General features: G+C 49.1%; 25 protein-coding genes. 3 read left to right on the top strand and 22 right to left on the bottom strand.

Features of this window, described 5'->3' with window-relative positions; genetic code table 11:
- Positions 1 to 118 precede the first annotated feature (118 nt).
- From ACETK5_RS08765 to ACETK5_RS08725, 9 genes are all read right to left on the bottom strand, one after another.
- Positions 119 to 625: a DUF6886 family protein gene (locus ACETK5_RS08765; RefSeq protein WP_394055144.1), complete on the bottom strand. Its 507-nt coding sequence runs from the start codon at positions 623 to 625 to the stop codon at positions 119 to 121.
- Positions 626 to 699: 74 nt separating this feature from the next.
- On the bottom strand, positions 700 to 1,299 hold the full coding sequence (locus ACETK5_RS08760) for a transglutaminase-like domain-containing protein (RefSeq protein ID WP_326120327.1): 600 nt from the start codon (positions 1,297 to 1,299) through the stop codon (positions 700 to 702).
- A gap of 234 nt (positions 1,300 to 1,533) precedes the next feature.
- Entirely contained in the window at positions 1,534 to 1,740 is a 207-nt protein-coding gene (locus ACETK5_RS08755; protein ID WP_100537740.1) for a DUF1963 domain-containing protein, read from the bottom strand.
- 178 nt (positions 1,741 to 1,918) lie between these two features.
- Positions 1,919 to 2,014, bottom strand: coding sequence for a competence inhibitor ComI (gene comI, locus ACETK5_RS08750; RefSeq protein WP_224753282.1), 96 nt, complete (start codon positions 2,012 to 2,014; stop codon positions 1,919 to 1,921).
- Positions 2,015 to 2,520: 506 nt separating this feature from the next.
- On the bottom strand, positions 2,521 to 3,285 hold the full coding sequence (locus ACETK5_RS08745; protein ID WP_100537741.1) for an SDR family NAD(P)-dependent oxidoreductase: 765 nt from the start codon (positions 3,283 to 3,285) through the stop codon (positions 2,521 to 2,523).
- A gap of 173 nt (positions 3,286 to 3,458) precedes the next feature.
- Positions 3,459 to 4,277, bottom strand: coding sequence for an SPL family radical SAM protein (locus ACETK5_RS08740; protein WP_394055141.1), 819 nt, complete (start codon positions 4,275 to 4,277; stop codon positions 3,459 to 3,461).
- Positions 4,278 to 4,367: 90 nt separating this feature from the next.
- On the bottom strand, positions 4,368 to 5,081 hold the full coding sequence (locus ACETK5_RS08735) for a 2OG-Fe(II) oxygenase (protein WP_394055139.1): 714 nt from the start codon (positions 5,079 to 5,081) through the stop codon (positions 4,368 to 4,370).
- Positions 5,074 to 5,622, bottom strand: a complete 549-nt coding sequence (locus ACETK5_RS08730) for a methylated-DNA--[protein]-cysteine S-methyltransferase (RefSeq protein ID WP_394055138.1) — start codon at positions 5,620 to 5,622, stop codon at positions 5,074 to 5,076. Before ACETK5_RS08730 ends, ACETK5_RS08735 begins: the two co-directional genes overlap by 8 nt.
- Positions 5,609 to 6,205: a bifunctional transcriptional activator/DNA repair enzyme AdaA gene (locus ACETK5_RS08725; RefSeq protein WP_394055136.1), complete on the bottom strand. Its 597-nt coding sequence runs from the start codon at positions 6,203 to 6,205 to the stop codon at positions 5,609 to 5,611. The genes ACETK5_RS08730 and ACETK5_RS08725 overlap by 14 nt, the downstream gene beginning before the upstream one ends.
- 141 nt (positions 6,206 to 6,346) lie before the next feature.
- Here ACETK5_RS08725 and ACETK5_RS08720 point away from each other — a divergent pair, with 141 nt between their 5' ends.
- Positions 6,347 to 7,333, top strand: coding sequence for a DNA-3-methyladenine glycosylase 2 (locus ACETK5_RS08720; protein ID WP_394055134.1), 987 nt, complete (start codon positions 6,347 to 6,349; stop codon positions 7,331 to 7,333).
- Positions 7,334 to 7,427: 94 nt separating this feature from the next.
- Here ACETK5_RS08720 and ACETK5_RS08715 read toward each other — a convergent pair whose 3' ends face one another.
- From ACETK5_RS08715 to ACETK5_RS08665, 10 genes are all read right to left on the bottom strand, one after another.
- Complete coding sequence (locus ACETK5_RS08715; protein WP_394055132.1) at positions 7,428 to 7,901, bottom strand: DUF3574 domain-containing protein; 474 nt, start codon at positions 7,899 to 7,901, stop codon at positions 7,428 to 7,430.
- A 226-nt stretch (positions 7,902 to 8,127) separates the two neighbouring features.
- Entirely contained in the window at positions 8,128 to 9,174 is a 1,047-nt protein-coding gene (locus tag ACETK5_RS08710; protein ID WP_394055130.1) for an ATP synthase beta subunit C-terminal domain-containing protein, read from the bottom strand.
- Between the two features lie 73 nt (positions 9,175 to 9,247).
- On the bottom strand, positions 9,248 to 10,204 hold the full coding sequence (locus ACETK5_RS08705) for an acetamidase/formamidase family protein (RefSeq protein WP_394055128.1): 957 nt from the start codon (positions 10,202 to 10,204) through the stop codon (positions 9,248 to 9,250).
- 289 nt (positions 10,205 to 10,493) lie between these two features.
- A complete protein-coding gene (locus tag ACETK5_RS08700; protein WP_100537748.1) occupies positions 10,494 to 11,576 on the bottom strand; it encodes a glycoside hydrolase family 172 protein in 1,083 nt (360 codons plus the stop codon).
- A 98-nt stretch (positions 11,577 to 11,674) separates the two neighbouring features.
- Complete coding sequence (locus tag ACETK5_RS08695) at positions 11,675 to 13,348, bottom strand: ribulokinase (RefSeq protein WP_394055126.1); 1,674 nt, start codon at positions 13,346 to 13,348, stop codon at positions 11,675 to 11,677.
- Positions 13,349 to 13,520: 172 nt separating this feature from the next.
- The gene (locus tag ACETK5_RS08685; protein WP_326120314.1) at positions 13,521 to 14,528 is read right to left on the bottom strand and encodes a LacI family DNA-binding transcriptional regulator; all 1,008 of its coding nucleotides are present in this window, start codon (positions 14,526 to 14,528) and stop codon (positions 13,521 to 13,523) included.
- A 319-nt stretch (positions 14,529 to 14,847) separates the two neighbouring features.
- Positions 14,848 to 15,696 (bottom strand): aminoglycoside phosphotransferase family protein, encoded by an 849-nt coding sequence (locus tag ACETK5_RS08680; RefSeq protein WP_394055124.1) that lies wholly within the window; start codon positions 15,694 to 15,696, stop codon positions 14,848 to 14,850.
- 1 nt (position 15,697) lies between these two features.
- Positions 15,698 to 16,228, bottom strand: coding sequence for a hypothetical protein (locus tag ACETK5_RS08675; RefSeq protein WP_394055122.1), 531 nt, complete (start codon positions 16,226 to 16,228; stop codon positions 15,698 to 15,700).
- Between the two features lie 69 nt (positions 16,229 to 16,297).
- A complete protein-coding gene (locus ACETK5_RS08670) occupies positions 16,298 to 16,420 on the bottom strand; it encodes a hypothetical protein (protein ID WP_394055121.1) in 123 nt (40 codons plus the stop codon).
- A gap of 180 nt (positions 16,421 to 16,600) precedes the next feature.
- Positions 16,601 to 18,481: a beta-L-arabinofuranosidase domain-containing protein gene (locus ACETK5_RS08665; RefSeq protein ID WP_394055119.1), complete on the bottom strand. Its 1,881-nt coding sequence runs from the start codon at positions 18,479 to 18,481 to the stop codon at positions 16,601 to 16,603.
- A 191-nt stretch (positions 18,482 to 18,672) separates the two neighbouring features.
- On the opposite strand from ACETK5_RS08665, the gene ACETK5_RS08660 reads away from it, so the two are divergent.
- Complete coding sequence (locus ACETK5_RS08660; protein WP_326113211.1) at positions 18,673 to 19,533, top strand: helix-turn-helix transcriptional regulator; 861 nt, start codon at positions 18,673 to 18,675, stop codon at positions 19,531 to 19,533.
- 26 nt (positions 19,534 to 19,559) lie between these two features.
- On the opposite strand, the gene ACETK5_RS08655 is transcribed toward ACETK5_RS08660, so the two are convergent.
- The 3 genes from ACETK5_RS08655 to ACETK5_RS08645 all read right to left on the bottom strand — a co-directional run bounded on the left by ACETK5_RS08655 (position 19,560) and on the right by ACETK5_RS08645 (position 22,641).
- Positions 19,560 to 20,354: an SDR family NAD(P)-dependent oxidoreductase gene (locus ACETK5_RS08655; RefSeq protein ID WP_326113210.1), complete on the bottom strand. Its 795-nt coding sequence runs from the start codon at positions 20,352 to 20,354 to the stop codon at positions 19,560 to 19,562.
- A 120-nt stretch (positions 20,355 to 20,474) separates the two neighbouring features.
- Positions 20,475 to 21,320, bottom strand: a complete 846-nt coding sequence (locus ACETK5_RS08650; protein ID WP_100537755.1) for an aldo/keto reductase — start codon at positions 21,318 to 21,320, stop codon at positions 20,475 to 20,477.
- Positions 21,321 to 21,435: 115 nt separating this feature from the next.
- A complete protein-coding gene (locus tag ACETK5_RS08645; RefSeq protein ID WP_394055116.1) occupies positions 21,436 to 22,641 on the bottom strand; it encodes an MFS transporter in 1,206 nt (401 codons plus the stop codon).
- A 191-nt stretch (positions 22,642 to 22,832) separates the two neighbouring features.
- On the opposite strand from ACETK5_RS08645, the gene ACETK5_RS08640 reads away from it, so the two are divergent.
- Positions 22,833 to 23,237, top strand: a complete 405-nt coding sequence (locus tag ACETK5_RS08640; RefSeq protein WP_100537757.1) for a winged helix-turn-helix transcriptional regulator — start codon at positions 22,833 to 22,835, stop codon at positions 23,235 to 23,237.
- Positions 23,238 to 23,313 lie beyond the last annotated feature (76 nt).

Genomic DNA, 23,313 nt, shown 5'->3' with positions numbered 1-23,313 from the left:
CATCTCATTCCTTTACATTATTTAAAAAAAGACGAATCACACGATCGTCCCATACCTGCACTTCTATCCTTGTTCACTTTAAGTTTTGACGAATGCAGTAGGTGAATCCTCCCTACAATTACTTGGCATTATTAAATCTATGTATTCCAAATTCCTTAAAATCTGAAGAAACTATTGATTCCCTAAGAGGACGTAAATTGGGTGTAACCCTTAATTCAATTCCCTTACTTAGAAGTCTCTCAACCAGTCTATCAACTTTCTCTATACCCACTGGCTTTACGGTTTGATAGGAAATATAATATCCTGCAGTCTTATCAAAAATTTCAAACCCCTCGTTTTCAAATTGGTACTTATATAATGTTTGTTCAACGATTCTTGCATACCAATCACTTTCTACAGTTACAATGATGTCAGCAAACGTGTTATTAAAAAATAATTCTTTGTTTTTCTGACTGATATCCTCTGTTCTTCTACATACGATTCGCGGACAATCCCTCGGGAAGTAATATGAGAATTCATGTTCCTCATCGATTGCCCAAACCACTGCCGGAAAATCTGATCGGTTCTGTTTTTCTCTGGGGATGAAGACTTCAATATCAGCCTCTTCGCTAAAATGAAAAAGCATTCATGCACCTCATTTTTATCTATGTATTTCAGTAATTTCGTATTCAATTACCGCCTTTTCCTTGCTGCCCTCGTTCACTCACTCAGGTCTTCTGGTAATCCGCCTAGGTACATCTCCATACCATTTGAATAGGCTTCTAATGTTTGAATAATGATGGGATGGGGCTGATCGTAATTAATCTCATAATCCTTCTCGCCATATTCTTCCCTAATGGGAAATGCTAATCTCTCCTTATCTATTGAAAACTGTGCATTTACGCCTTCCTTATTTCCTCTTCCGTCTAACCGTATCCACCTGTCATATTCCTTCAAATACACTGTATTCAATGCATGTATGCAGTACCCATCCTCGGGTTTATCGAATAGGGTTAACCTTTGATAACAAATGCCTGAAGGTATACCCATTCCACGTAGTATACCTGCTAACAAATGAGATTTGGCATAGCATATTCCATGTCTTTTGTTCAATACTTCAGAGGCCTTTCTTGTTACTTCATCATTTTTAATATCAAAAGAATGATCAATCTGGTCGCGCACAAATTCAAATGCGGCTTTTATTCTTTCTATTTCAGTTTCTTCTGTAAAAGATAAGATCACATCTTGTATCTGAGCATCAAAATAATCAATATACTCAGATGCCTGTAGATAGGCTTCCAATGATGATACCTGCTTCATTGTTTCTCCTCCTAGTTGTTAAATCTGCAATTTCAGCTAACGTTCTTGTATATACAAACCCCAGAGCTAAAGGAGCACCGCGACTGGGTTCGACGGACTTAGCCTAGACCAAGATTGCTGCATCGCCCCGATGGGTCAATGCGGTGTTGTATGACGTACACAACATCTCAGAGATTCATAAACCAACTAAGTACCCACTCGACTTGTCATAATGTGGTCAAAATTCAGATTTATTTAATCCTCTTTCTCAATAAAGAAATATAAAAGACCCGATAAATCCCACTCCATCCCAATATCGCGATCAGAATCAAATTGGAATAATAGCGTTTCGTTTAATGGATAACTACCAAATTGTAAAGTATCGATGTGTCCAAGAAATCTATATCCTATCCCTCGACTATGTTTATCTAAAAATTTTGGTCTGAATATAGACCAGTACAATTCGAGGGCTTATCCTTTAACCCATTTCCTGTTCACTTCTTTTTCCAATTGTGTTATCATAATTTATAAAGAAGCCGAGTGCGGGAACACTCGGCTGAACAATTGGCTTGGATGGTTTATTCCCTTCTAAGCGATCAGAATAAAGACCCACCTTCGGCGCTAACCTTGGGGTGGGTTTTTACTTTCTCTTGTTGTTCGAATTGATGTATGTTAAAAGTGCAAGGATAAACGATCCAAACAGAAACATGACCGTCAACGCATCTTTAACTTCCATGGCTTCACCTCCTTTCGAAGGGAAACCATGCCCACCCAAGATTCAATTGTCTTTCCTTATTGTACCATCATCTACCAACAAGATGAAGAACGATTGTTCGGTATTTTTAATCAATCTTGAATCCGTTGATTTCATCTACCTTTGTAAGTTTTCACGAACCCGATAGGCTTAAAGGAGCGAGTGCGACTGCGTGGCTTTGCCACTTAGCCTTGCAGGGTTATCGGCCTGGAACTGAACTCACATCTTCGAATGCTTCGGGAAGATCAAAGCTTCTATTGATCGTACTCCAAAAGGTTTGAGTCTCAAAATAAATTCGGGGTATCTTATCTGTATAATTGCACTTATTATGCATATCAAACCGATTCATGAAATTGGGCTCATACCATAATTTCACGCGCTCATAGATTTTAATGATTCAAAAATCCACGAACTTCGCAAATCCCCCATCACAATGAGAATCTACGAAGCTCATGAACACGGCTGAGCTCACTCCATTTACCGAACCTCTATATCCCTACCATCACATTCCCGCCACACACAGGAATATACGCCCCGGTAATAAACGACGACAAGTCCGAAGCCAGGAATGCCACGGCATTGGCAATCTCCTGGTCCGTTCCGCGGCGTTTCAGTGGAACGGAGGCTTCGTAGGAGGCGCTATGCTCGGTACCGTTCTCCCGATCGCGGTCACTGATCGTCCAGCCCGGCGCGACCTGGTTGACGGTGATACCGTGCTCGCCGATCTCTTTGGCGAGCACGCGGTAGACACCGTCCATGCCGCGCTTGCCTGCTACGTAGGCGGATTGGCTCGGGAAATTCTGGATCGAACACTCGGTGTTGATCCCGATGAAGCGGCCGCTTTGACGCTCGATCATAGCGGGAACGAAGGCTTTCGCCAGATAGACGCTTTGCATAACGCAGGATTGGAACTGACTCTCGTAATCCTCCGGCGCTTGCTCCAATACAGAAGTCCATTGATAGGATTCGACGGCATTGGCAACAATGATATGCGGGAGCGCACCGAAGTGTGCAAGCACCGCATCCCGCATGGCATTCACGGAAGCTTGATCCGTCACATCGGCTTGCACCGGGAAAGCCCGTCTTCCCATCGACTCTACTTCTCGCTGAAGCTCTTCGGCCTTGGCTTGGCTTCCCCGATAGTGGATAACCACATCCGCGCCGCATTCCGCTAGAGTTCTGACCATGACGCGGCCTAATTGGCCCGCGGCTCCCGTAATTAACGCAATTTTATCCGTCAAATCCATCTTCATTGTTCATTCGCTCCTTTACGTATGACTGGTTATTTTCGCCTATCATACCATAATCCTCTACCAGCAGACATGGCAAAAAGACCGGAAACGTTCTCCCGGTCCTCGCCTAAACCTATCAAAGTCTATCTAATCAATGAATCACGGATTAACTACTATACTTGCCAACCTATCCCCTAAGGTTCAAAACCCTGCTGGCTCACAAACAACTGCTCCTCCGGAAACTCCCTGCTAAATCGATCGTAGACTACTTGATAAGCAGTAGGATCGTACCATTCCTGCTCCCCAAGCTCCTCGTACAGAGCTTGAACTGAAAGTCTCTTCGTACGTTTACCGCCACTGCCGTCCCCCATAAAATAATCGTCGATGCACACGCGATCAACGAGCGGCCGCAGGATCTGTGGGAAAGCCTCCGTGCTCGGAAGCACGGGTGCAATCGCTGCTTGAGCGGGAATTCCTGCGTCCCTCAGGAGCGCGAGGGTTTTCAGTCTTGCTTGGATCGGCGGGGCAGACGGCGTAAAATGCTTGCGCATCTCCTCACGGTCCGTCTCGACCGTCATACTTACCCGCACGCGATCTCCTAACTGCTGCAGCAGATCGATATCCCGCCGGACCAACGGACTGCGTGTCTGTACGAGCAGAAAATCCGGCGGCTCGCCGACCATCACCTCAAGCAACGCGCGAGTCACCATTTCCTTGGCCTCAACCGGCTGGTAAGGATCGGTGCTGGAAGACATGAAAATCGTGACGGGTCCCTTGGACTTGGCACGCTTCAGTTCTTTTTGCAATATATCAGCAGATTCGAGCTTAATGTCGACCCAGCTTCCCCATTCCTGATTGCGGAATATCGATACCGGCATTTGCCGGACATAGCAGTAAGAACAAGCGAAGGCGCAGCCCGTATACGGGTTCAATGTATGGCTGTATCCATTCAGGAATCCCGTTCCTTTATTGAGTAGGGTCTTCGGCGTTTTATAGTACACTGCATGTTTCACCTTGGACACACCTCATTTCCACACTTTCTTCTATTATACTATTTCGCTCCTCCCATCCCATAATGAATGAGTAAACACACACGCCCCCCTCTACTTCGCATCATGAAAAATAATCCCGAGGCTATATCGGGTCCCCGACGTAATCGTGCTGACGCCATGCCGAAGCGTGGTCCGGTAATACCCCCGCGCTCCCTGAACGGGACGATGGTTGGTTGGAAAGATTACCCCCGCTCCTTGTTCCAAGGTGATTACATGTCCCCGGCTCTGTGCCCGCGGCCGCTGCTCCATGAGCAGAAACTCTCCACCCGTGTAATCGACTTCCTTCTCATTCAGCACAAATACCACTTGAAACGGGAAGAATTCATCTCCGTACAAATCCTGATGCAAGCAGTTATAGCCGCCCTCTTCATATTTCAAAATCAACGGCGTCGAACGCTCTTGCCCTTGCGCGTGACACATCTCAAGAAACGCATCCAATCTCTCGGGATACCTCTCCTCATGCCCAAGCTGCGTCAACCAGCGGTTAGCCGTCAGTGCAAGCTCAGGATAGAAGCTTTCCCGAAGCTGCTGCAGCGATTCTGGAAGTGGAGCTTGATAATACTTGTACTCTCCGATCCCAAACCGGTACCTAGCCATATTGATCGTGTTTCGGAACCGCTCCTCTTCCGAATATGTGTTGATAATCTCTGTACACTCTTCAGGCAGCAGCAGCTTTGGAATGACCGCATATCCCTGTTCATCCAGAGCTGCTTGTATCCCTGCCCAATCCAGCCCTGCTATGCGTTGTGCCAACGATTTAGGCATACTTCATAGTCTCCCTCATCCTGGCTCGCTCGCCCTCAAGCTCCAGCAGCCGGGTCTTCATGGCAAGCCCCCCGCGATACCCCGTCAAAGCGCCGCTTTTGCCAATTACCCGATGACAAGGCACTGTTATCAGCAGCGGATTAGCCCCAATAGCCGCTCCTACAGCTCGAACCGCTGCCGGCTTTCCAATCTGGTTGGCGATGTCAGAATACGTAAAAGTCTGCCCATACGGGATCTGGCACAGTGCATTCCATACCGCCATCTGAAAAGCGGTCCCCTTGTAATCCATAGCCAACTCAAACCGATCGCGCTTCCCCTGAAAATACTCCACCATCTCGGCCGCATACGACTGCATGGCTTCATCATTCTTCACAAGTTCACAGCCAGGGAATTTCGCTTGTACCCAGTTCTCCAACTCTGTTAAAGGCTTATCCTGTGATCCGACGTAACATAAGCCCTGCTCCGTGGCCGCGATGTATACGCTCCAGTTATCATGACGCAGTTGAGTCCAGTTAATGGTAATTGAATTATTGGATTTCATGATCGTGCACCTCCGCGTTTGTATGTTTCAAATATTGCCCGCGATAGCTAAGGGGGGTCATCCCGGTCTTCTTCTTAAACAACGTGATAAAGTAAGCCGTGTTCTCCATGCCCACTTTATGGCCGATATCCGAAATGGCTAAGCTGGAATTTGTCAGGAGCTCCTTGGCCTTACCGATCCGGTAATCCTGAATGTATTCCATCGGGGTCTGACCTTTGACGCGCTTAAAGATCCGGTGCAGATGGTACGGACTGCCGTGGCTCACATCGGCCAAGACATCAAGCGACAAATGATCCGTATAGTGTTTATCGATATACTCGGTGACGAGTTCAATCCATTCATGGTCCGGTAATCGCTCGCCCGTCGGCTTGCACCTTTTGCATGGCCGGAAGCGTTCGGCTTTCGCTTCATCCGCCGATTGAAACACGCGCACATTTTCAAACTTCGGGGGCCTGGATTTACAGGATGGCCTGCAGAAGATTTTCGTTGTCTGCACTGCATAGAAAAACTTGCCGTCACTATCCTTGTCGTTGTCGATAATGGCCTTCCACTGGGCTTCGCTCGGTTGTATTCGGTTTGCCACGTTTCCTCACCTCCGCTAACATTATAACCACAGGATATCCTTGTTGTACGCTTTTTGGAATAGAAGAGCAAGATAACAAAATTATACGCCCCCTGTTTATGGTACAACTAGTATAGATAATTCCAGGAGCGAAAGGAAACGATGAAGATGCAGGAACGAAACCAGACACATGACGACAAGCGATATCCTATCGGGAATCAACTCCCCCGGGACAGCTGGGAAGATCATGCCGAAGCCATAAGGCTTTTCGTACCGAAGGAGTTCAGTTTTACGGAGAACCTTAATTATTTGCAAAGATCGCCGAACGAATGTCTTTTTCATATTCGCAATGACAGCATCTACCGGGCTATCCCACTTGAAGGTGACATCGCTGTAATTGAAGTCAGTGCGGAGCCTCAGGAGCAAGCGATCCTTGTTCGGTTTTTGGGGAATACCGCCCCATCCGATCCCTGCAAGCGGGCGGAAGTTGCGGGTTATGTCCGAGACTGGTTCGATCTGAATACCGATCTCGTACCGTTTTATACGATGGCGGAGACAGATCCATTGCTCAGTCAAGCCGTTCAGTCCTTCTATGGACTTCGCAACATGGGCATTCCCGATTTGTTCGAGGCTTTGTGCTGGGGCATTCTGGGGCAGCAGATTAACCTGGCCTATGCCTATACGTTAAAAAGACGTTTCGTTGAAGCCTTCGGCCGCCGCGTGGAGTGTGAAGGAGAAATTTATTGGATTTTTCCAAGACCTGAGGACATTGCACCGCTGCGTGTTGAAGACCTGGACGGGCTTCGGATGACCGTGAAAAAAGGCGAGTATCTTATCGGAGTGGCCCAGCTTATGGTAGAAGGAAAATTGACGAAGGAGCAGCTGCTTGAAGCAGGCAGCTTGAAACAAGCGGAGAAACAATTGGTCAGCATCCGCGGGATCGGACCGTGGACAGCCAACTATGTGCTGATGCGCTGTTTGCGAATGCCGGCGGCTTTTCCCATCGATGATGTGGGTCTGCACAATGCCATCAAACATCTGCTGGGTTTGGAGGTCAAACCGACAAAGAAGGAAATACTGGAGCTGTCGGAAGCATGGGCGAACTGGGAATCCTACGCCACCTTTTATTTGTGGAGGTTCCTCTATTAGAATTCCAAACGTAATAAAGAGGACGTCTCCCCTTCTGCCATGACAGACAGCAGGGAGACGTCCTCTATTAGCACATCGCTGATCCGAGAATCCACTACTCAATGAAATACAGTTTGCCGTCAACCTCGAGGGAAATGGCGGATTGCGCCAGATCGTCCTTAAGCTTCTTCGCATAGTCAACCACTTGATTAAGAGCGTCCTTGTCCAGTTTCTCGGCAAAAGCATACACGATCGTTACTTTTTCCTTGATGAGGGTTTTGTTGTTGTCTACCCAAGCTCCTTCACCCGGAATCGCCGTTGCCCCGCCAAACCAGCCGGACAGCTTCGTCAGCGTTTGGTCGACAAACTTCTGATGAGCTGCGTCCGTAATTGGAATGTCCCCCTTCACCGTTGAAGGCACGTAAATCTTAACGACATGATCCAAGTGGAACAGATCGTTCAGAGCACTCTGTGTAATGGCGGTTGCCGTCGGATTGCCCTCTGCGCTGAAAGACTGCTGAACCGGTACTACGATAAGTGTTAACAATAATGCCGCTGCAAATGCGATAAGCCAACCTTTTCTCTTCATGTCCATTTCTCCTTTATGTATGGTCTCGTGTCCCGTACAAGGATGGCATTACTGTTGTCCAGTGCAATCCTTCCTGCCATCCGCACGATTCAGACTAGCACATATTATATACTGGCCTTTTCTTATCAGCTATGGGACATACGGATTATATTATGCGGAATCATGCAAAAAAGCCGATAATCCCGATAAACAAACTACGAGAAATCGACTTTTGAAGGATACAGTACTATTTTATTGTCCCGATCCAGGATAAACTCTCCACTGATCGGTGATCCATGCTGCCGTTCAAAATAGCTTGAACATCATGCAGCGTATCCTGCAAATGAACCCGCTCGCCTGGTAACCCGGTATAAGCTTCGGCAACGTAAAAAGGCTGCGTAAGATAGGCCTCGAGCCGTTCTCCCCGCTCATAAACCTCCGTCTCGGAAGCCGGAATAGCCTGCAATCCTCGCACTTGAACCAGTGAACGCAGCTCGCGATAACGGCGCAGCAGCTTTTGGGCCCGCTGTTGGACGGATAAGTGAGCCTGATCCAGATGAACGCCTTCCGATACGGATGATGTGGAATATAACGGGTTCACGGCAGGGAACATATGTCTTGCCGCCAGATTGGCATCGAAATACCACAACGTCTCCAGCGGTCCGTAAGGCATATCTTCATCAACAACCCCACCTTTGAGGTCCACAAGAAAAGTCGTGACCTGCCTCATGCCCTCTTGTTGAAAACGTTCCTGAAGAGCGTAGATATGGCCGGTCAAGACGTGCTCCCGGTCCGCTGCAAACACAATGTCTTTCTCGGTATTCGAATTCGCCACTATGGAATAAGTTTCTTCTATTGAATAAGCAACCTTTTCTACGTCATTCAGCATATCCTGCAGTTCGGGATGTTCCCCTTCCGGCTTTAGCAAAATCGTCATGAACCCTTCCTGCTTGAAGTGATGAAACAACTCGCCGAGCAGCACCAGTTGGCCCATTCCGGGGCGGGCGATCAGACCAACGGTACCCCCTTTTACTAAAGGGGCAAATAGATCAAGCGGTTTGATGCCGGTTTCGATCATCTCCACGCTTTCTCCGCGCAGAATCAGTTCATCCAGACTGCATTTTGCCAGAGAGGCCAATGCGGCAATGGTACGGACTTCAGCCCGACCAACGGGAATTTTTCCCGTACATAGATTGGAAACCGTGGCGGGCCGCAATCCGACGGATTTGGCTGCGCTGGTCAGGTTCGGAACTCTTTGTCGTAAAAGTGATACATTCAGCTTCAGATTGTCCAAGTGCGTACATCCTTTTTAATGATAGATTGATGGAACTGCTTCATCTCTTTCAGAAAAGAATCTTAACTTCCTTTCACCTCAACGCCCCAAAAGGTAAAAATGCGTGCACACCCTTTAGGATGTTCACGATCTGGGTTACCCGCAGATCCACTGTCAAGCTGGCGTAAGCGTACGCCTCTGTTCTTGAAATAGAGTAAAGCTCAGTCATGAGATCCAGCATCCCGCTTAATGCCATCCACATGGCTTCGTCCAGGTCCTCGTGAAACCCCATCGTAAGCCAGCCGGTACTCGTCTTCGCTCTGGGCATCGTTATAGGCATGTCGTCACGGACATGAAAGGTTAGGCTCACCTTCTCCATGGGGCATTCCAAGGCGGGACCGCTAACTTCGCCGTCACCCTGAGCCGCATGTCCATCTCCTGTTGAGAACAGCCCGCCATCAACCGGGATCGGCAGATACAAGGTGCTGCCGGCGGTTAATTCTTTGCAATCAAGATTTCCTCCATAGGGGCGAGGTACAAAAGTGGAATACTGACCCTTTTCTTTCGGCGGCATGCCCATAATTCCCATAAACGGTTTCAGGCCGATGCTGTACATGAAATCTCCGAATTGGCTCTTGCCTGTCATTGTCCGGGCATCCAATTCAAAGTCCAACGTCACTTCCTTGGCGTCGGCCACGCCCAGCTTCTCGTTCCAATAGCTCGGAAAACCTCCGGCAGAGGTCCACCCCCACGAACCGGGAACGACTTCGTTGATCCGGATCTCCAATGTAAGCCCGGGTGTAGCCCCTTGGATATGGACGGGACCTAATAAAGCATGCCCAAAATGCTTCTCCAGCCGTTCCGGCTTGCGCTCCGTAAACTTCGTTCTCGCCGCGCCCGGAGAAGATCGCTTCTCCAGTCCCCAACCCGCATCTAAGGTTTGATACACAACGGTATCCCCTGACTGAATAAATAGGGCGGGCTCAAGCTCCTTGCTAAAAAATCCGTGAAGTGTGTGAATATCCGGTTTTAGATTATGAACCTTTGACATCCGTTTCTCTCCCTTCACCCCCATGAACAGAGTGGTCAATTCAATGTCTCATTATCACCCTGTTACTTTATAAGGTATTTTAAATGACTCTTAGAGTCAACAATAAATTACTCCAAAACGTAATAATAATTACTTTCAATGCATTTGGTTACTCATTCCCGGTTGGACCAAGGTGGGTCGTCGGAAAACACAAAAAACCGTCCACTGCGCAGCATCGCTGCGAGGGACGGTTCATCACCATGCTCAGTTAAATTTTCACCTTACCGGCTGGTAAGCAATAGCTCCTCCTTTATATAACCTCCCGCTTATCATTATCCGGAAGCTCTGGGAATGGCGCATGGGGCTCGGCCTGATACCAGAACGCCGTCGATGCAATATCGCTCTGCTGCGGAAGATACCTTCCTCCGGACCTCCAGCCGAGATCCTGAATGGTCACGCGAAGATCGCTTTGAAAGCGGATTGGATCCATGACATGCCATCGATACATGCCAAAACGCTGCTGGCTTCGATACAATCCGTCCGGCTTCAGCACTTGGTGCATCCCCAAATATGGCGTCGAGTAGGTTCGATAGGTACCGATCGGCTGCTCCCAATTCCAGGCCCCGCCAAAATAATCCTCCGTTCCCGTACCGCAAAGGGTCGGATAATCCTGATCCCCGTCCATATAGAACTTGATCTCGCCTTCGCCCCACCAGCCGTTATTATTCACCTGCCACGCTAGGTAAGTCCCTACATAGTGCCCGTGTCCAGTCACCCCATCCAGAATGGTGTAAACCTCTTTATAAGGAACGGGATTCGTTCTCCGCCACTGCGCATGAAAATAAGCCTCATCATCCGGGATGTCCGTCAGCGTATAGTCAATTTGGTAGTAAAGGACTGCCTTTTCCGGCGCACGGTTCTCCATCGTCAAACGGGCATGCTTGCGGAAGGGCATCTGCCAGTAGCTGTTCATGCCGCCGGCCGGATTCACGGCAACCGGAATCGAATTGACATCGCTGCGCTCTCCCCATCCGTTACAGAACAAATCGCCGACGGGCACCTCAACCGAAGGGTCTTTCTCATCATCCCAATACATGCGGATAATCAGATTACGCCACAGCGTTGGATGACAGGTCAGCCAGATATGCTGAATCGCTCCGGGACCCTGAATGTCCCCCATCGTAAACGTTTCTCCCGGTAAGATCTCCACGGAAGGTGAGACCTTCCAGCCCATGCCCAGGTCCCTGGAAGCCGCTGCGCCCGTGCCGTCGGTGGCCATGCCGCCTTTTCCTTTTTCACCGGTAAAATTCTCCGCGCTGATGGATCTCGTCTGCGCATTGGACAGCCGGGATAAATTTCCGAGGTGCATGTTGAGCCCATTAAAGTTCATCATCTGTTATCACTCCTTTTAGTATGTAAAGACAATCCGGCGATATATTTCGTTGCTGCCAGGTTTTAATCCCTCGTTCATTTAGGTGTTCATTCTTGCGCTCATTCCAGTAATTTCCCGCTCCGTAATGCCTTCAAGCGTTTCAGCACCCCGTTTTCGCCTCTTCCCAAATAATCATGAAGTCCTTTATATTCCTTGTATAATTGATCATATACACGCACGTTGGCCTCAATCGGCTTAAAGGTCTCTTCGCGAACACGTGCCATGACTTCTGCAGCCTCCACGATGCTCCCAAAGCCTCCCTGCTCTTTACCTGCCGCGACGGCGCCGAACATAGCTGCACCAAAAGCGGCCGTTTGGACGGTATCCGCTACTTTAATTTCCTTGCCGGTAACGTCAGCATAGATTTGCATCAATAGTCGGTTTCGCTGCGGCAATCCGCCGCAAGCATAGAGCTCCTGGACTTCTACGCCGCTTTCGGTAAAGGCCTCGATGATCGCCCGCGTTCCAAAGGCGGTGGCCTCCAGCAGCGCCCGGTATATTTCAGCCGGCTTGGTCTGGAGGGTCAATCCGAGGATGACGCCGCTCAGATCGGCGTCCATCAGTACGGAACGGCTTCCATTCCACCAGTCGAGAGCCAGCAGTCCGCTTTGGCCAGGCGCATATTGGACCGCTTCCCTCTCAAGCCACTCATGAATGCCAAGGCGCTCATCGGCAGCCTTGCGCCGGACATATTCCGGTACTGCCTCATCCACATACCAGGCGAATATATCGCCAACGGCCGACTGGCCCGCCTCATAACCGTAGTAACCGGGGATGATCCCGTCCTCGACCACGCCGCAAATGCCTTCCCCCGCCACTTCCTTGTCGCTTAAGATCAAGTGGCACGTAGAGGTGCCCATGGCGAGCACCAGTTTGCCCGGGGTTACCACACTGACGGCCGGTACCATGGCATGGGCATCGATGTTGGCTACAGCTACCGCGGTGCCCGGCAGAAGGCCGGTTAAGGCTGCCATCGATTCGGTTAATCCGCCCGCTTTCGAACCCAGTGGCTTGATCGGTCCTCTCAGCTTCGTCTCCACGAGGGACCCGAATCTCGGATCAAGCGACTGCAGGAATTCTTTGGACGGATATCCCTCACGTTTATGCCAATTGGCTTTATAGCCTGCGGTGCAGCTGCTACGTGCGAGCTGACCGGTCAATTGCATGACCACCCAATCGGCAGCCTCCATGAACAGTACAGCTTGCTCGTACAGCTCGGGAGCTTCATTCAGAATCTGTAAAGACTTCGCCAGCATCCACTCCGAGGACAGCTTCCCTCCATAACGTGCAAGAAATTTCTCCCCACGCCGCTTAGCGGCTTCATTGATCAGGTTCGCTTCATCCTGCGCCGCGTGGTGCTTCCACAGCTTTACCCAGCTATGCGGATTGTTCCTCCATTCCTCCAGCATGCACAGCGGAGTCCCTCCGGCATCCAGCGGCATCATCGTGCATGCCGTGAAGTCGATGCCGATCCCGATGACTTGATCTGGTGGTACGTTTGCCTCCGACAACACACGCGGGATGGATTGCCGAAGCACCTCCATGTAGTCGCCCGGATGCTGAAGCGCCCAATCCTGCTCCAGCTTCAAACCGGAGTGGACCAGAACGTCCATGACCCCGTGCATGTATGGCGTCACATGGGTAGCAACTTCTTGCCCGGTCGTGATATCAACCAACAGAGCTCTGCCCGATTCCGTACCGAAATCCACGCCAATGGTGTATAACTGCTTCATGTTATCTGCCTCCTATTGTACAAAGGACCATAAGCTGCGCATGCCCGGTAATCGGCCGAGACCGGCTCCAGTCCGCCGAAGGCGGTCCAGGCGCGATTAACCGGAATATCCGTTCCTTCCTCTGGGACATTGTGTATGCATACCAGAATGCAAAGCATCGATCCCAAAGTGATCAATTCAGCTGTTTCACTTCATTGATGTAAATCTTGATTTCCGGTTCAGACAACGGAGCTTCTTCGCGAATTCGACTTAGAAGAATCTCTCCGGCTTTGATCCCCATGTCATAGGGATGCTGTTCCATATAATAGAGTCCCGATTCCTTGAGTAATGGACCGGCCTCTACCTCACCGAAAGAAGCTACCGCTATGTCGGCCGGAATCTTTAGACCGCTGCGTACAATTTCAAGCAGAACGCCAAGACTCATTCGGTTGTTCAGGGATATAATTGCAGTTGGCCGACGCTCCGAACTCAGAAAATGCCGCACCGCCCGGATTCCGTCCTCTGTAGAGAAGTCACCGTTATATACCATGGGTTCCTCGTTCAGCCCGTATTCCTTCATCGCCTTCCGAACACCGTCAAGCCGTTCCCTGCCCGTGCTGGATCTCGTTGGACCGTTTACCACACCAATTGCCGTATGCCCATCCTCAAGCAGCTTCCGGGTTAGGCGGGATGCGCCTTCGATATTGTCCTCGGCTACCAGATCGAGACTCACCCCCGTTTCCGGCGAGTCCAGCTTTCGGTCTACGAGAACAATCGGCATTTTGGAATCCGCCAGCTGCTGGATCGCCGGGTCATTGCCGCCAGACGTCGCCAGTACGACGGCATCCACGCGCTTTTCCTGCATAAGCTTAAGCAATCGTCTTTCCTTGTCCGGATTCTCATCCGAGCTGCAGAATATAAGCTGAAAGCCTTCTTTGCCTACAATATCCTCAATACCTCTGGAAATGCCCATAAAATAAGGGTTGGAAATATCGGGAACGACGACCCCGATCATATAGGTCCGGTCCTGCTTCAGACTGCGGGCGATGGCGCTTGGCCGGTAATTTAACTGGTTCACCGCGGCCATCACTCGCTCTTTAATCTCATCGCTTACATAATCGCTGTCGTTCAGCACTCTTGAAACGGTGGCCGTGGATACTTCTGCTGCCGCCGCTACTTGTTTAATCGTTGCTTTTGCCAAACATTGTTCACCTCAAAACGTCATGATTCCGATATGTAATCGATTACGTAAACGATTACAAACAAAGATTACAAGAATGGACATGCTGATGTCAACCCTCTTTTTTAAATCTTCGGAGAAAGATTTAATCGAGCTTTTTGCATACCTTCTACTTATCTTCTTCTTGGCGGATTGGTAGGGGATCACGCTGCTTCTTATAGACAAAAAAGCCCCCTACCATCATGTGAAATGGCTATAAGGGGCTCAGAGTACTGCTCCAAGATTCCGTATATCTATCACCTCTTATCAGAGAACCGGCTGTGTATGTTTTGGCTCAGACTTAAAGAAGCTTGAAATTTAAATACTTGTTGCTCGTAAGTATGGACCTAACCCTTGCGATCGTATCCTTTCTCATGGGTGGGTGGTCCACTCTACTGAGCAAAACCCAGCGAAGACAGGCTATGGCTTCAAACAGCTCAAGCTCATCCGCTTCGTATCGTTTCTCGGTACAAAATGCAGCACGGTAGAAGGAAGCTCGCTTCTCGCTTACATATATCCACATTAAGATAATCGACCATCCGATATCATATCTGGGATCACCCATCTGGACATTCGTCCAATCGATCACAGTCAGTTCGTTTTCATTCTCAAGAATATTGCCAAGGTGGTAATCGCCATGGATAACACATTCTTGTTTCATGCCCGCACGCTGAACAAGCTCCATCAATGGGTGTAGGATATCGGGGAACTCATCCATTCGAGGATAAAAATAGGAGGTGAAGTCATAATCCGGCAGCCCGGAGCCTTTCAGGCTATCCAGAGGAAGTTTATGTATATCCATTAAAATCTTTGCAAGTTTCAATAATTTAGGCTGATCGACCTTTTGAACGGGCGTACCGTCGTAACTGGTCAGCAATATTGGATTGCCATTCCGGTCTGACCCCCAGCCCAAAGGCTTCGACACCGCTCTTCCATGCGAGCTTAATGCATTCAATATTTGATATTGCATCTGAACGTTGGGCTTGGACTTTTTATTCCATACCTTTAATACATAGTCTGCCGTTGACGTGGCGATCTTCACCACCTCAGCTTCCAGACCGGAATCTAACGGGACGACTTGAATGGCAGTTTCATGTTCCAGCAATAACTCAAGCGTCTCGCTTTTCTCCAACCAGTTTATTTCTTGCAAATTACATTCCTCCGTCATTGTGCAACGACTCGATGGTTGTGAAAATACGCGAATAGACAGCTTTGATATTGGTCTCATTCATAACATTGTTGTATAATCCGTAACCCCAATATTGATCATCCTTGCCGTAATATCCTGTTGCGTACATATCCGTTGAAAGATCTTGAACCTCATCATAGGACAATTCTTCGATCGTGAAGGGGACATGAGATTTGCTAGACTCGATATAGAAAAAAGGAACTTCAGCCTTGTTATAAACTTCTGTATACTTGGGCTCAGAAGCTTCCACCAGATGTTCTTTCGTTATGAACACGGCGTCAAGCTCAGGAGAAAGGTCTAGCTCCTCTAGCTGCTCAAACGTAACCTCCTTAAAATCCACATGTCCCTCCTCCCTAACCTGCGGTGTTTCTCCGATCACACCAATAACGAGGCTTCTGCCCTCATAAAGGGGCATATCGATCGAATCCGTCTTAGAAACGCAGCCCATTACAATAAAACTAATAAACAACAAGACCATTGAAATTTTTTTCATATGGAGAGCTCCTTCGGTCATTTTTCCTTCTCGGCAACCCGTACATTCCTTTATATGTTTTTCTCACTTTCAATATCCATATTCGATTCGTGGTGTACCCACACCCTCCACCCCTATTTTTCCCGGGAACACAAGGATGGTTAACAGAGCCAGCCATGCCGAGATATTAAATATGCGCTTATCTATTCTCACCCGATCACCTCCATGGATTGATAGCTAACATCAGGGAATGCAGCCCAGTACCATCTTTTCCAATAACTCCATATTATGTGTATTTCTGAGCTTCGTAAACACTTATCTTAACCTTGAACGCATATCTGTACAACAAAAAAACCGCGATCAACGCGGTTTTGATGATGCAATCCATCTTGCTTATTTCTTGTCGCCCTTTTTCCGCTCTCCGATCAGAGGAAATTCACCGATCCGAAGCCTGGCGCTTCCATACGGAACTAACTCCAATTCCGTCATGGGCTGTCCGTCCGTGTTCGGATGAAGCGGAGGGTTTCCGGCGTTGTTGCCTTCCATTTTCCAATCCCGAATCAGTTGGCCCTTAACCTTCACCCTGACAGGCGCATCCTTCGCCAGGAACGGCTGGCGGACCATATCCTGTTCTAGTACCTCGAATGACGTATCGGCGACCAAACCGTATTTCCAAGGCGAGGCAGGGTATACCTCCCAATCGTGGAACATGTCTCGCTGCCGGATCATCTGCCAGTTCTCCTTCACGGGCAGCACATACACCAGAGGCCCTCTCTCAATGCTGGTACCGTACATGCTGCGCGACACGGTCTTCACTTCCATGGGCAAATGAATCTCCAATCGGTCGCCGTTCTGCCAGTTCTGTACGATCCTTGCATAACCGGACTCCACTTCGAATGGCAATTCCTGCCCATTCAGAGTTATGACGGGATCGTCGCACCAGGCCGGGATGCGCAGCGATAGAGCGAACGACTCCGCGTGTTCCAACGACAATTTGATTTGAACGCGATCCTTGAATGGATATTCTCCGGTTACCTCGACTACAGCGGGAACGCCTTGACGACCGACTGTGGTTCTCACCGTACATGGCGCATAGGACACGGCAACAAGCCCGTCCTCCTGATCCTTCATCCATAAATGAGAGGTCAGCTTGGGCCAGCCCTGATGCATGTTAGCCGTGCAGCATCCGAAGTTCGGCTCCAGGCCGAAGACGTTGGCGTCCGGGCTGTTGCTCCAGGACCGCGGAGCGACATTGCAGATCATCTGGTTGACTTGCTGATCATACTGATGCGAGGTCCAATCCGGAGAGATGGCGGCAGGAAGCGCATTAAAAGCGACCTTCTCCAGGATATCCCCGAAACGTCCGTCCCCGAAAATACGCGTCAGCTGCTCCATCGAGAACATATACTCCACGACGGCACATAATTCCACGCCTTGACTCGGATGGGTGCCGGATAACCACTCGTCCCCGGAAAACATGCCATGCGCTTGACCGTGATACGTCATCAGGGAATCAATGCCCCGATGTACGCTTTCCCGCTCCACCGGATTTCCGTTCAGTTCATACAGCAAGCCCGGCGTTTTGATTCCCATCGCCACATTCACGACATGAGTTGTCCAATCCCACTCTTCGACCTTTCGCCAGAATGGAAATTCATGAAAGATATCGCTCCAGTCCGTGGTTTGTCCGGCAACGATATCGGCAAGCTCTAACAGAAAGGGCTGCTTCGTACGTCTATATAACCACACCATGCACAGCAGCATCTCTGCTCCCCTTGTTTGGGCCCAGCCCCGCAGCGGTTGTTCCTCGATAACCGAATGGACATAAGTGAAAAACTTCGTGAGAAAAGGGATGATCCGTTCATCGCCTGTTGCTTCTTCATGCTGCATCATCACTTTCAGCATGATCATGTAATGCCACCAGTCCTGCTCCTTATCAATATCCTGATTGACGGAGGTTATGCGCGCCGGACCGAACATGCCATTTTCCTGCTGGCTGGCAAGCGACCACTCGACCCAGCGATTCGCTTTGGCAATCAAAGACTCGTCTTCAAGCAAATAAGCTAACGGAAGCAAGCCATCGACATAATACGGTCCCCGTTCCCAGCTCTCTCCTTGACCGCCGAGCCACCCATTCTCATCCCCTACGTCCTTCCACTGTTCTTCCAAATGTCCGGTAAACCCGCTTGCTTGAATCTCCAACTGACTCTTAAGCCAGCCGGCCGGTTTAATTGCTCTAAGCGGCAAGCTGTTAAAGGCAGGATTATGCAGCATCCATTTCCACGCTCCTTGTTTCTGTCTTGTAGGTGCACACTCTGGTAGAAATATACCATCTGGGCCAGGCGTACCCTATACACAGAAACAACATCTTTTTATCCGATTGCAACTTGCTGTCTTATTGAATCCGGATCAGCAAAACGATTATCATAGAGAAAAGCTCGTTTGAGGAGGAGGCCTGGCCGCAGATGATCTTCCAGTTCACGGCGCCGCCGCTACCGCACTATATGATTTGTGGAGAAGATACCTATCAGGTAGGAGACAAACATCCGGATCGCTATAACATCGGGGTCTTTGATCTGATTCTGGTGACAAGAGGGACATTATTCCTGGAGGAGAACGGCGTTGCTTACAGGGTAAAGAGCGGCTGCCACCTGATTCTAAGGCCCGATGCCGCGCACCGGACATATCTGCCCTGTCAGGAGGAGACCCACTTTTATTGGCTGCATTTTCAGACACTCGGTCGTTGGATTGAAACGGAGGAACTGACCCTTTTTGCCTTATCGCAAACCGATCAGCCTTATGTACAGATCGAGAGTTTTTCTTTTTACATACCCAAGTATGGAGAGCTGCCCACGATAGAGCAAGCGAGACTCCTGATCGAACAATTGCAGAACCTTCAGCAATCATCTTCTTCCGCGTCACGCTGGAAGCAGCAGCAGCTGCTGCATGAGCTGCTCCTGCTGTTTCAGGCCGAAGAGGAAGGAATCCAGCATCAGAATCCTCAATATGCCATAGCCGAACGAACCGCCAACTATTTGAGACAACATTACAAGGAACCGGTGAGCTACCAGCAATTATCCGATGCGATGCATTTCCACCAGAACTATCTTTCGATCTGTATGAAAAAAACGTTTGGCTGCACGCCCCTGGAATTTCTGACTCGGCATCGGATCGAACAAGCAAAGCAAATGTTGATCCACACCAATGATCCGATTGGACGTATTGCCGAAGAATCCGGGTTCGGTTCATTTCCGTATTTCATTCGCTGCTTTGTTCGTTATACAGGCTTCAAACCCAAATCCTTTAGGCAAAAATACCGTTCCTAACAGAGCGTTCACAGCACCACGGTAGCTTAGAATACGCTTCGTACCAAGCCTCCGTCGATTCGAAGCGCTGAACCGTTAATCGCCGAGGATTTGGGGCTGCTGAGATACGTAACAAAATCCGCAATCTCGTCTGGTCGAATCAATCGCTGAATAATGGAAGTCGGCCGATTTTCCTTCATAAACCGCTGCTCGGCTTCTTCGATCGAAAGATCCTCATCCGGATATAGCGTATTCAGCATCGTTTCCACGCCTTCCGTAAGAGTGGATCCAGGCATGACGGTATTCACCGTTACGCGGGTTCCTGTCGTCAGCTCGGCCAAGCTCCGGGAAAGGGACAACTGCATCGTCTTGGTTGCGCTGTAATGTGCCATCTCCTGGGAAGGCATGACGGCTGCTTCACTCGCGATAAAAATAATTCGACCTTCATTGCGATTGATCATGTTCTTCAAATAGTGCCGGGTTAACCGAACACCGCTCATGATATTGGTCTCGAAGAACCTGAACCAATCCGCGTCAGGGATATCGAAAAATTCAGCAGGCTCAAAAATCCCTAAATTATTGATCAGAATATCAACGACCGGAGCAGCTTCCCTGACCTGATGGCAGCCCTCCTCCGTTCCAAGATCCGCCACGGCAATACGCAGCTCGGCATCCGGATGCACAGCGTGAATGTCATGGATCGTCTGTTTTACTTTATCCTCATGCCTTCCATTAATAATGACGGAAGCTCCCTCGGCTGCAAGCGACATGGCAATCGCTTTGCCAATACCGGATGTCGAGCCTGTTACCAAGGCGACTTTTCCCTTAAGATCCAGATTCATCTTGTTCTCTCCTTCCAAATGATGTAGGAATGGACTCTCCTGACCCCTGTTGTGCTGCCGGCAGTACAGGAGAGCCACAATATTCATTACACTTCTATTCTTGCCGTTCACGCAGATTTCTTAGAAATCAAAATTGTCGGGATCCGGTCCCACTCTGTGATCCTGATTCAAACTGTCGATGCGCTGCATCTCCTCAACAGACAATTCAAAATCAAAGATGGCGGCATTCTCGGCGATCCGATGTTCTTTGGTCGATTTCGGAATCGTGACCACGCCGTTCTGTAAATCCCAACGAAGAATAATCTGTGCAATGGATTTATGATGTTTGTCGGCAATATTTCGAAGCTCCTCTTGATCCAGCAGCTGTCCTTGCATTAAAGGAGACCAAGCCTCAAGCTGAATTCCGTTGGCCTGACAGTACGATTGCAATTCTTTTTGCGTTAATCGGGGATGATATTCCACCTGGTTCACCATCGGTTTGATTTCCGTTTCCTTCATTAACCGCTCCAGATGATGGATCTGGAAGTTGCTCACACCGATCGCTTTCACGCGTCCTTCTTTGTACAACGTTTCTAACGCCTTCCACGCCTCTATATATTTCCCTTCAACCGGCCAGTGTATAAGGTACAAATCCAAATATTCCAGGCCTAGTTTCCGAAGACTCTCCTCGTAAGCCTTCATAGTCGATTCATAACCTAGATCAGCATTCCACACTTTGGATGTGACAAACAGATCTTCCCGCTTAATACCGGCAGCTTCCAAGCCTTCGCGAATGCCTTGTCCGACGCCTTCTTCATTGCCGTATATGGCGGCCGTGTCCACGCTGCGATACCCATGCTGGATGGCCGTACGTACGGCATTCACCAGCTCCGGTCCTTCTTCTACTTTAAATACGCCTAATCCAAACCAAGGCATGTTGACGCCATTATATAAAATGGTTGTATCTTGTAAGTGTTGTGCTGTCATGTTGATAAACCTCCGAACATTTTTTTGGTTGTGATTAAATTAACCTATAATGAAGTATCTCCGATAAAACGCTTAGACATCACCTCCCTTCATCATAAAATAATCACTCAGGCATTCAGGCCGCTTGCTTATCCGGCTTCTCCGAGTTCTTCCGTTCAAGCTTCAAGCTCCATCCCGTAAGGACGATGGCACCTACTACCATGAGCGCTCCGATCCATGCCGTATGAATCAGGCCCATGGAATTCGTGATCAAGCCGCCCAGAAAAGCCCCGATGGCGATGCCTGCATTAAATGCGGCAATGTTCAGCGCGGACGCCATATTCACGGCTCCGGGTGCAAACCGCTCAGCCAGCATTACGACATAAACCTGCAAACCCGGCACATTCATGAAAGCCAGAAATCCCATGAGAATAATCGTGATGAGTCCCGCTACTTGAAACGGTGCGGTAAACGTAAGCGTGAACAGCACCAACGCTTGGGCGATGAACATATAGAATAGTGCTTTAAGCGGGTTGCGATTGGCTGCCTTACCGCCGATCACATTCCCGACCGCAATGGCGATCCCGTATACAAGGAGGATAATGGCCACCGTATTTTCCTTGAAGCCTGTTATATCCTGCAGCAATGGGGATAAATAAGTGAAGACCACAAAGGTGCCGCCATAACCGAGGGCCGTAATCAGGAGCATGAGCAGCAGTCTGCCATTCGTCAGCAGTTTAGCCTGATCACGGAATGAAGTGCGTTCTCCTTTTGGCAAGTCCGATGGGACCAGGATACTATTTGCAATCAGCGCAACAAGGCCGACCACAACAATCGCAACAAAAGCAAGTCTCCAGCCCCACTGCTGACCGATAAACGTTCCAAGCGGAACGCCGGTGACCGTAGCTACCGTCAGGCCCGTAAACATAATGGAAATCGCCGATGCCCTGCGGTTCTCAGGCACCACGCTTGCGGCGATGATCGAACCGATCGACATGAATACGCCATGGGAAAAGGCCGAAAGCACGCGTGCGGCAAGCAGAATACCAATGGAAGCTGCGCTGGCCGCCAAGCTATTACCGATGATAAAAATGATCATAATCCAGAGCAGCAACGTTTTTCTGGACATCCTGGACGTTAGCGATGTTAGGATTGGCGCCCCAAAGGTAACGCCCAGCGCATACATCGAAACGGTTAATCCGGCCGTCGTTACGGATATATTCATATCCTCCGCAATCAACGGCAGCAGCCCTACGCTGATAAATTCCGTTGTTCCGATAGCGAAGGCACTAACGGCAAGCGCCAGCAGCGCAAACAAACTTCTTCTTTTATCTATCATCATGGTGTTGATATTTCCCCCTATCCTATTCTCTTGCTTGTATATTGTAAAAATATTGAGTATGGTGTAATCCAGCTGGCAAATGCTATTATGATCTATATCGTTTTTTGTGTGAAGAACGTACTTTTTTGTAATGTAGGTACCTGACAGTACCCTAGGCACTTTTTAGTGCCTATAGAAATAGGAGGATGACTATGCAAGCAAAGAAATACAACATCGCCGTCGAAGCGACATTGGAAGTGATCGGAGGCAAGTGGAAATGCGTCATTCTGTGTCACCTGACCCATGGCCGTAAACGAACCAATGAACTAAAGCGTCTCATGCCGCATATCACGCAAAAAATGTTGACCCAGCAGCTGCGGGAGCTCGAGGATGATGGCGTGATCAATCGCATTATCCATAATCAAGTGCCGCCCAAAGTGGAATATGAGTTGAGCGATTACGGCATGAGTTTGAGCGGAATTCTGGATATGCTCTGTGCATGGGGAGAAAAACATATCACGAAAGTATATGGGGACAAATTCAGCGTGCTTGAAGATAGTATTCTGAATGATAAACTGAAAGTCTCGGAAGAGCCCACAACCACAGATGCACGCTAAACCTGATTGATAAGCGATCCTGATGCAACAAAGGGCAAGGTCCGTGATTGCGGACCTTGCCCTTTTCGTATAAACC

Source organism: Paenibacillus ilasis (assembly GCF_043195395.1).
In the GTDB taxonomy this organism is placed as follows: domain Bacteria; phylum Bacillota; class Bacilli; order Paenibacillales; family Paenibacillaceae; genus Paenibacillus_AQ; species Paenibacillus_AQ lautus.
Note: the sequence above shows the minus strand (reverse complement) of the source record. Positions and strands in the feature narration are given on the sequence as shown.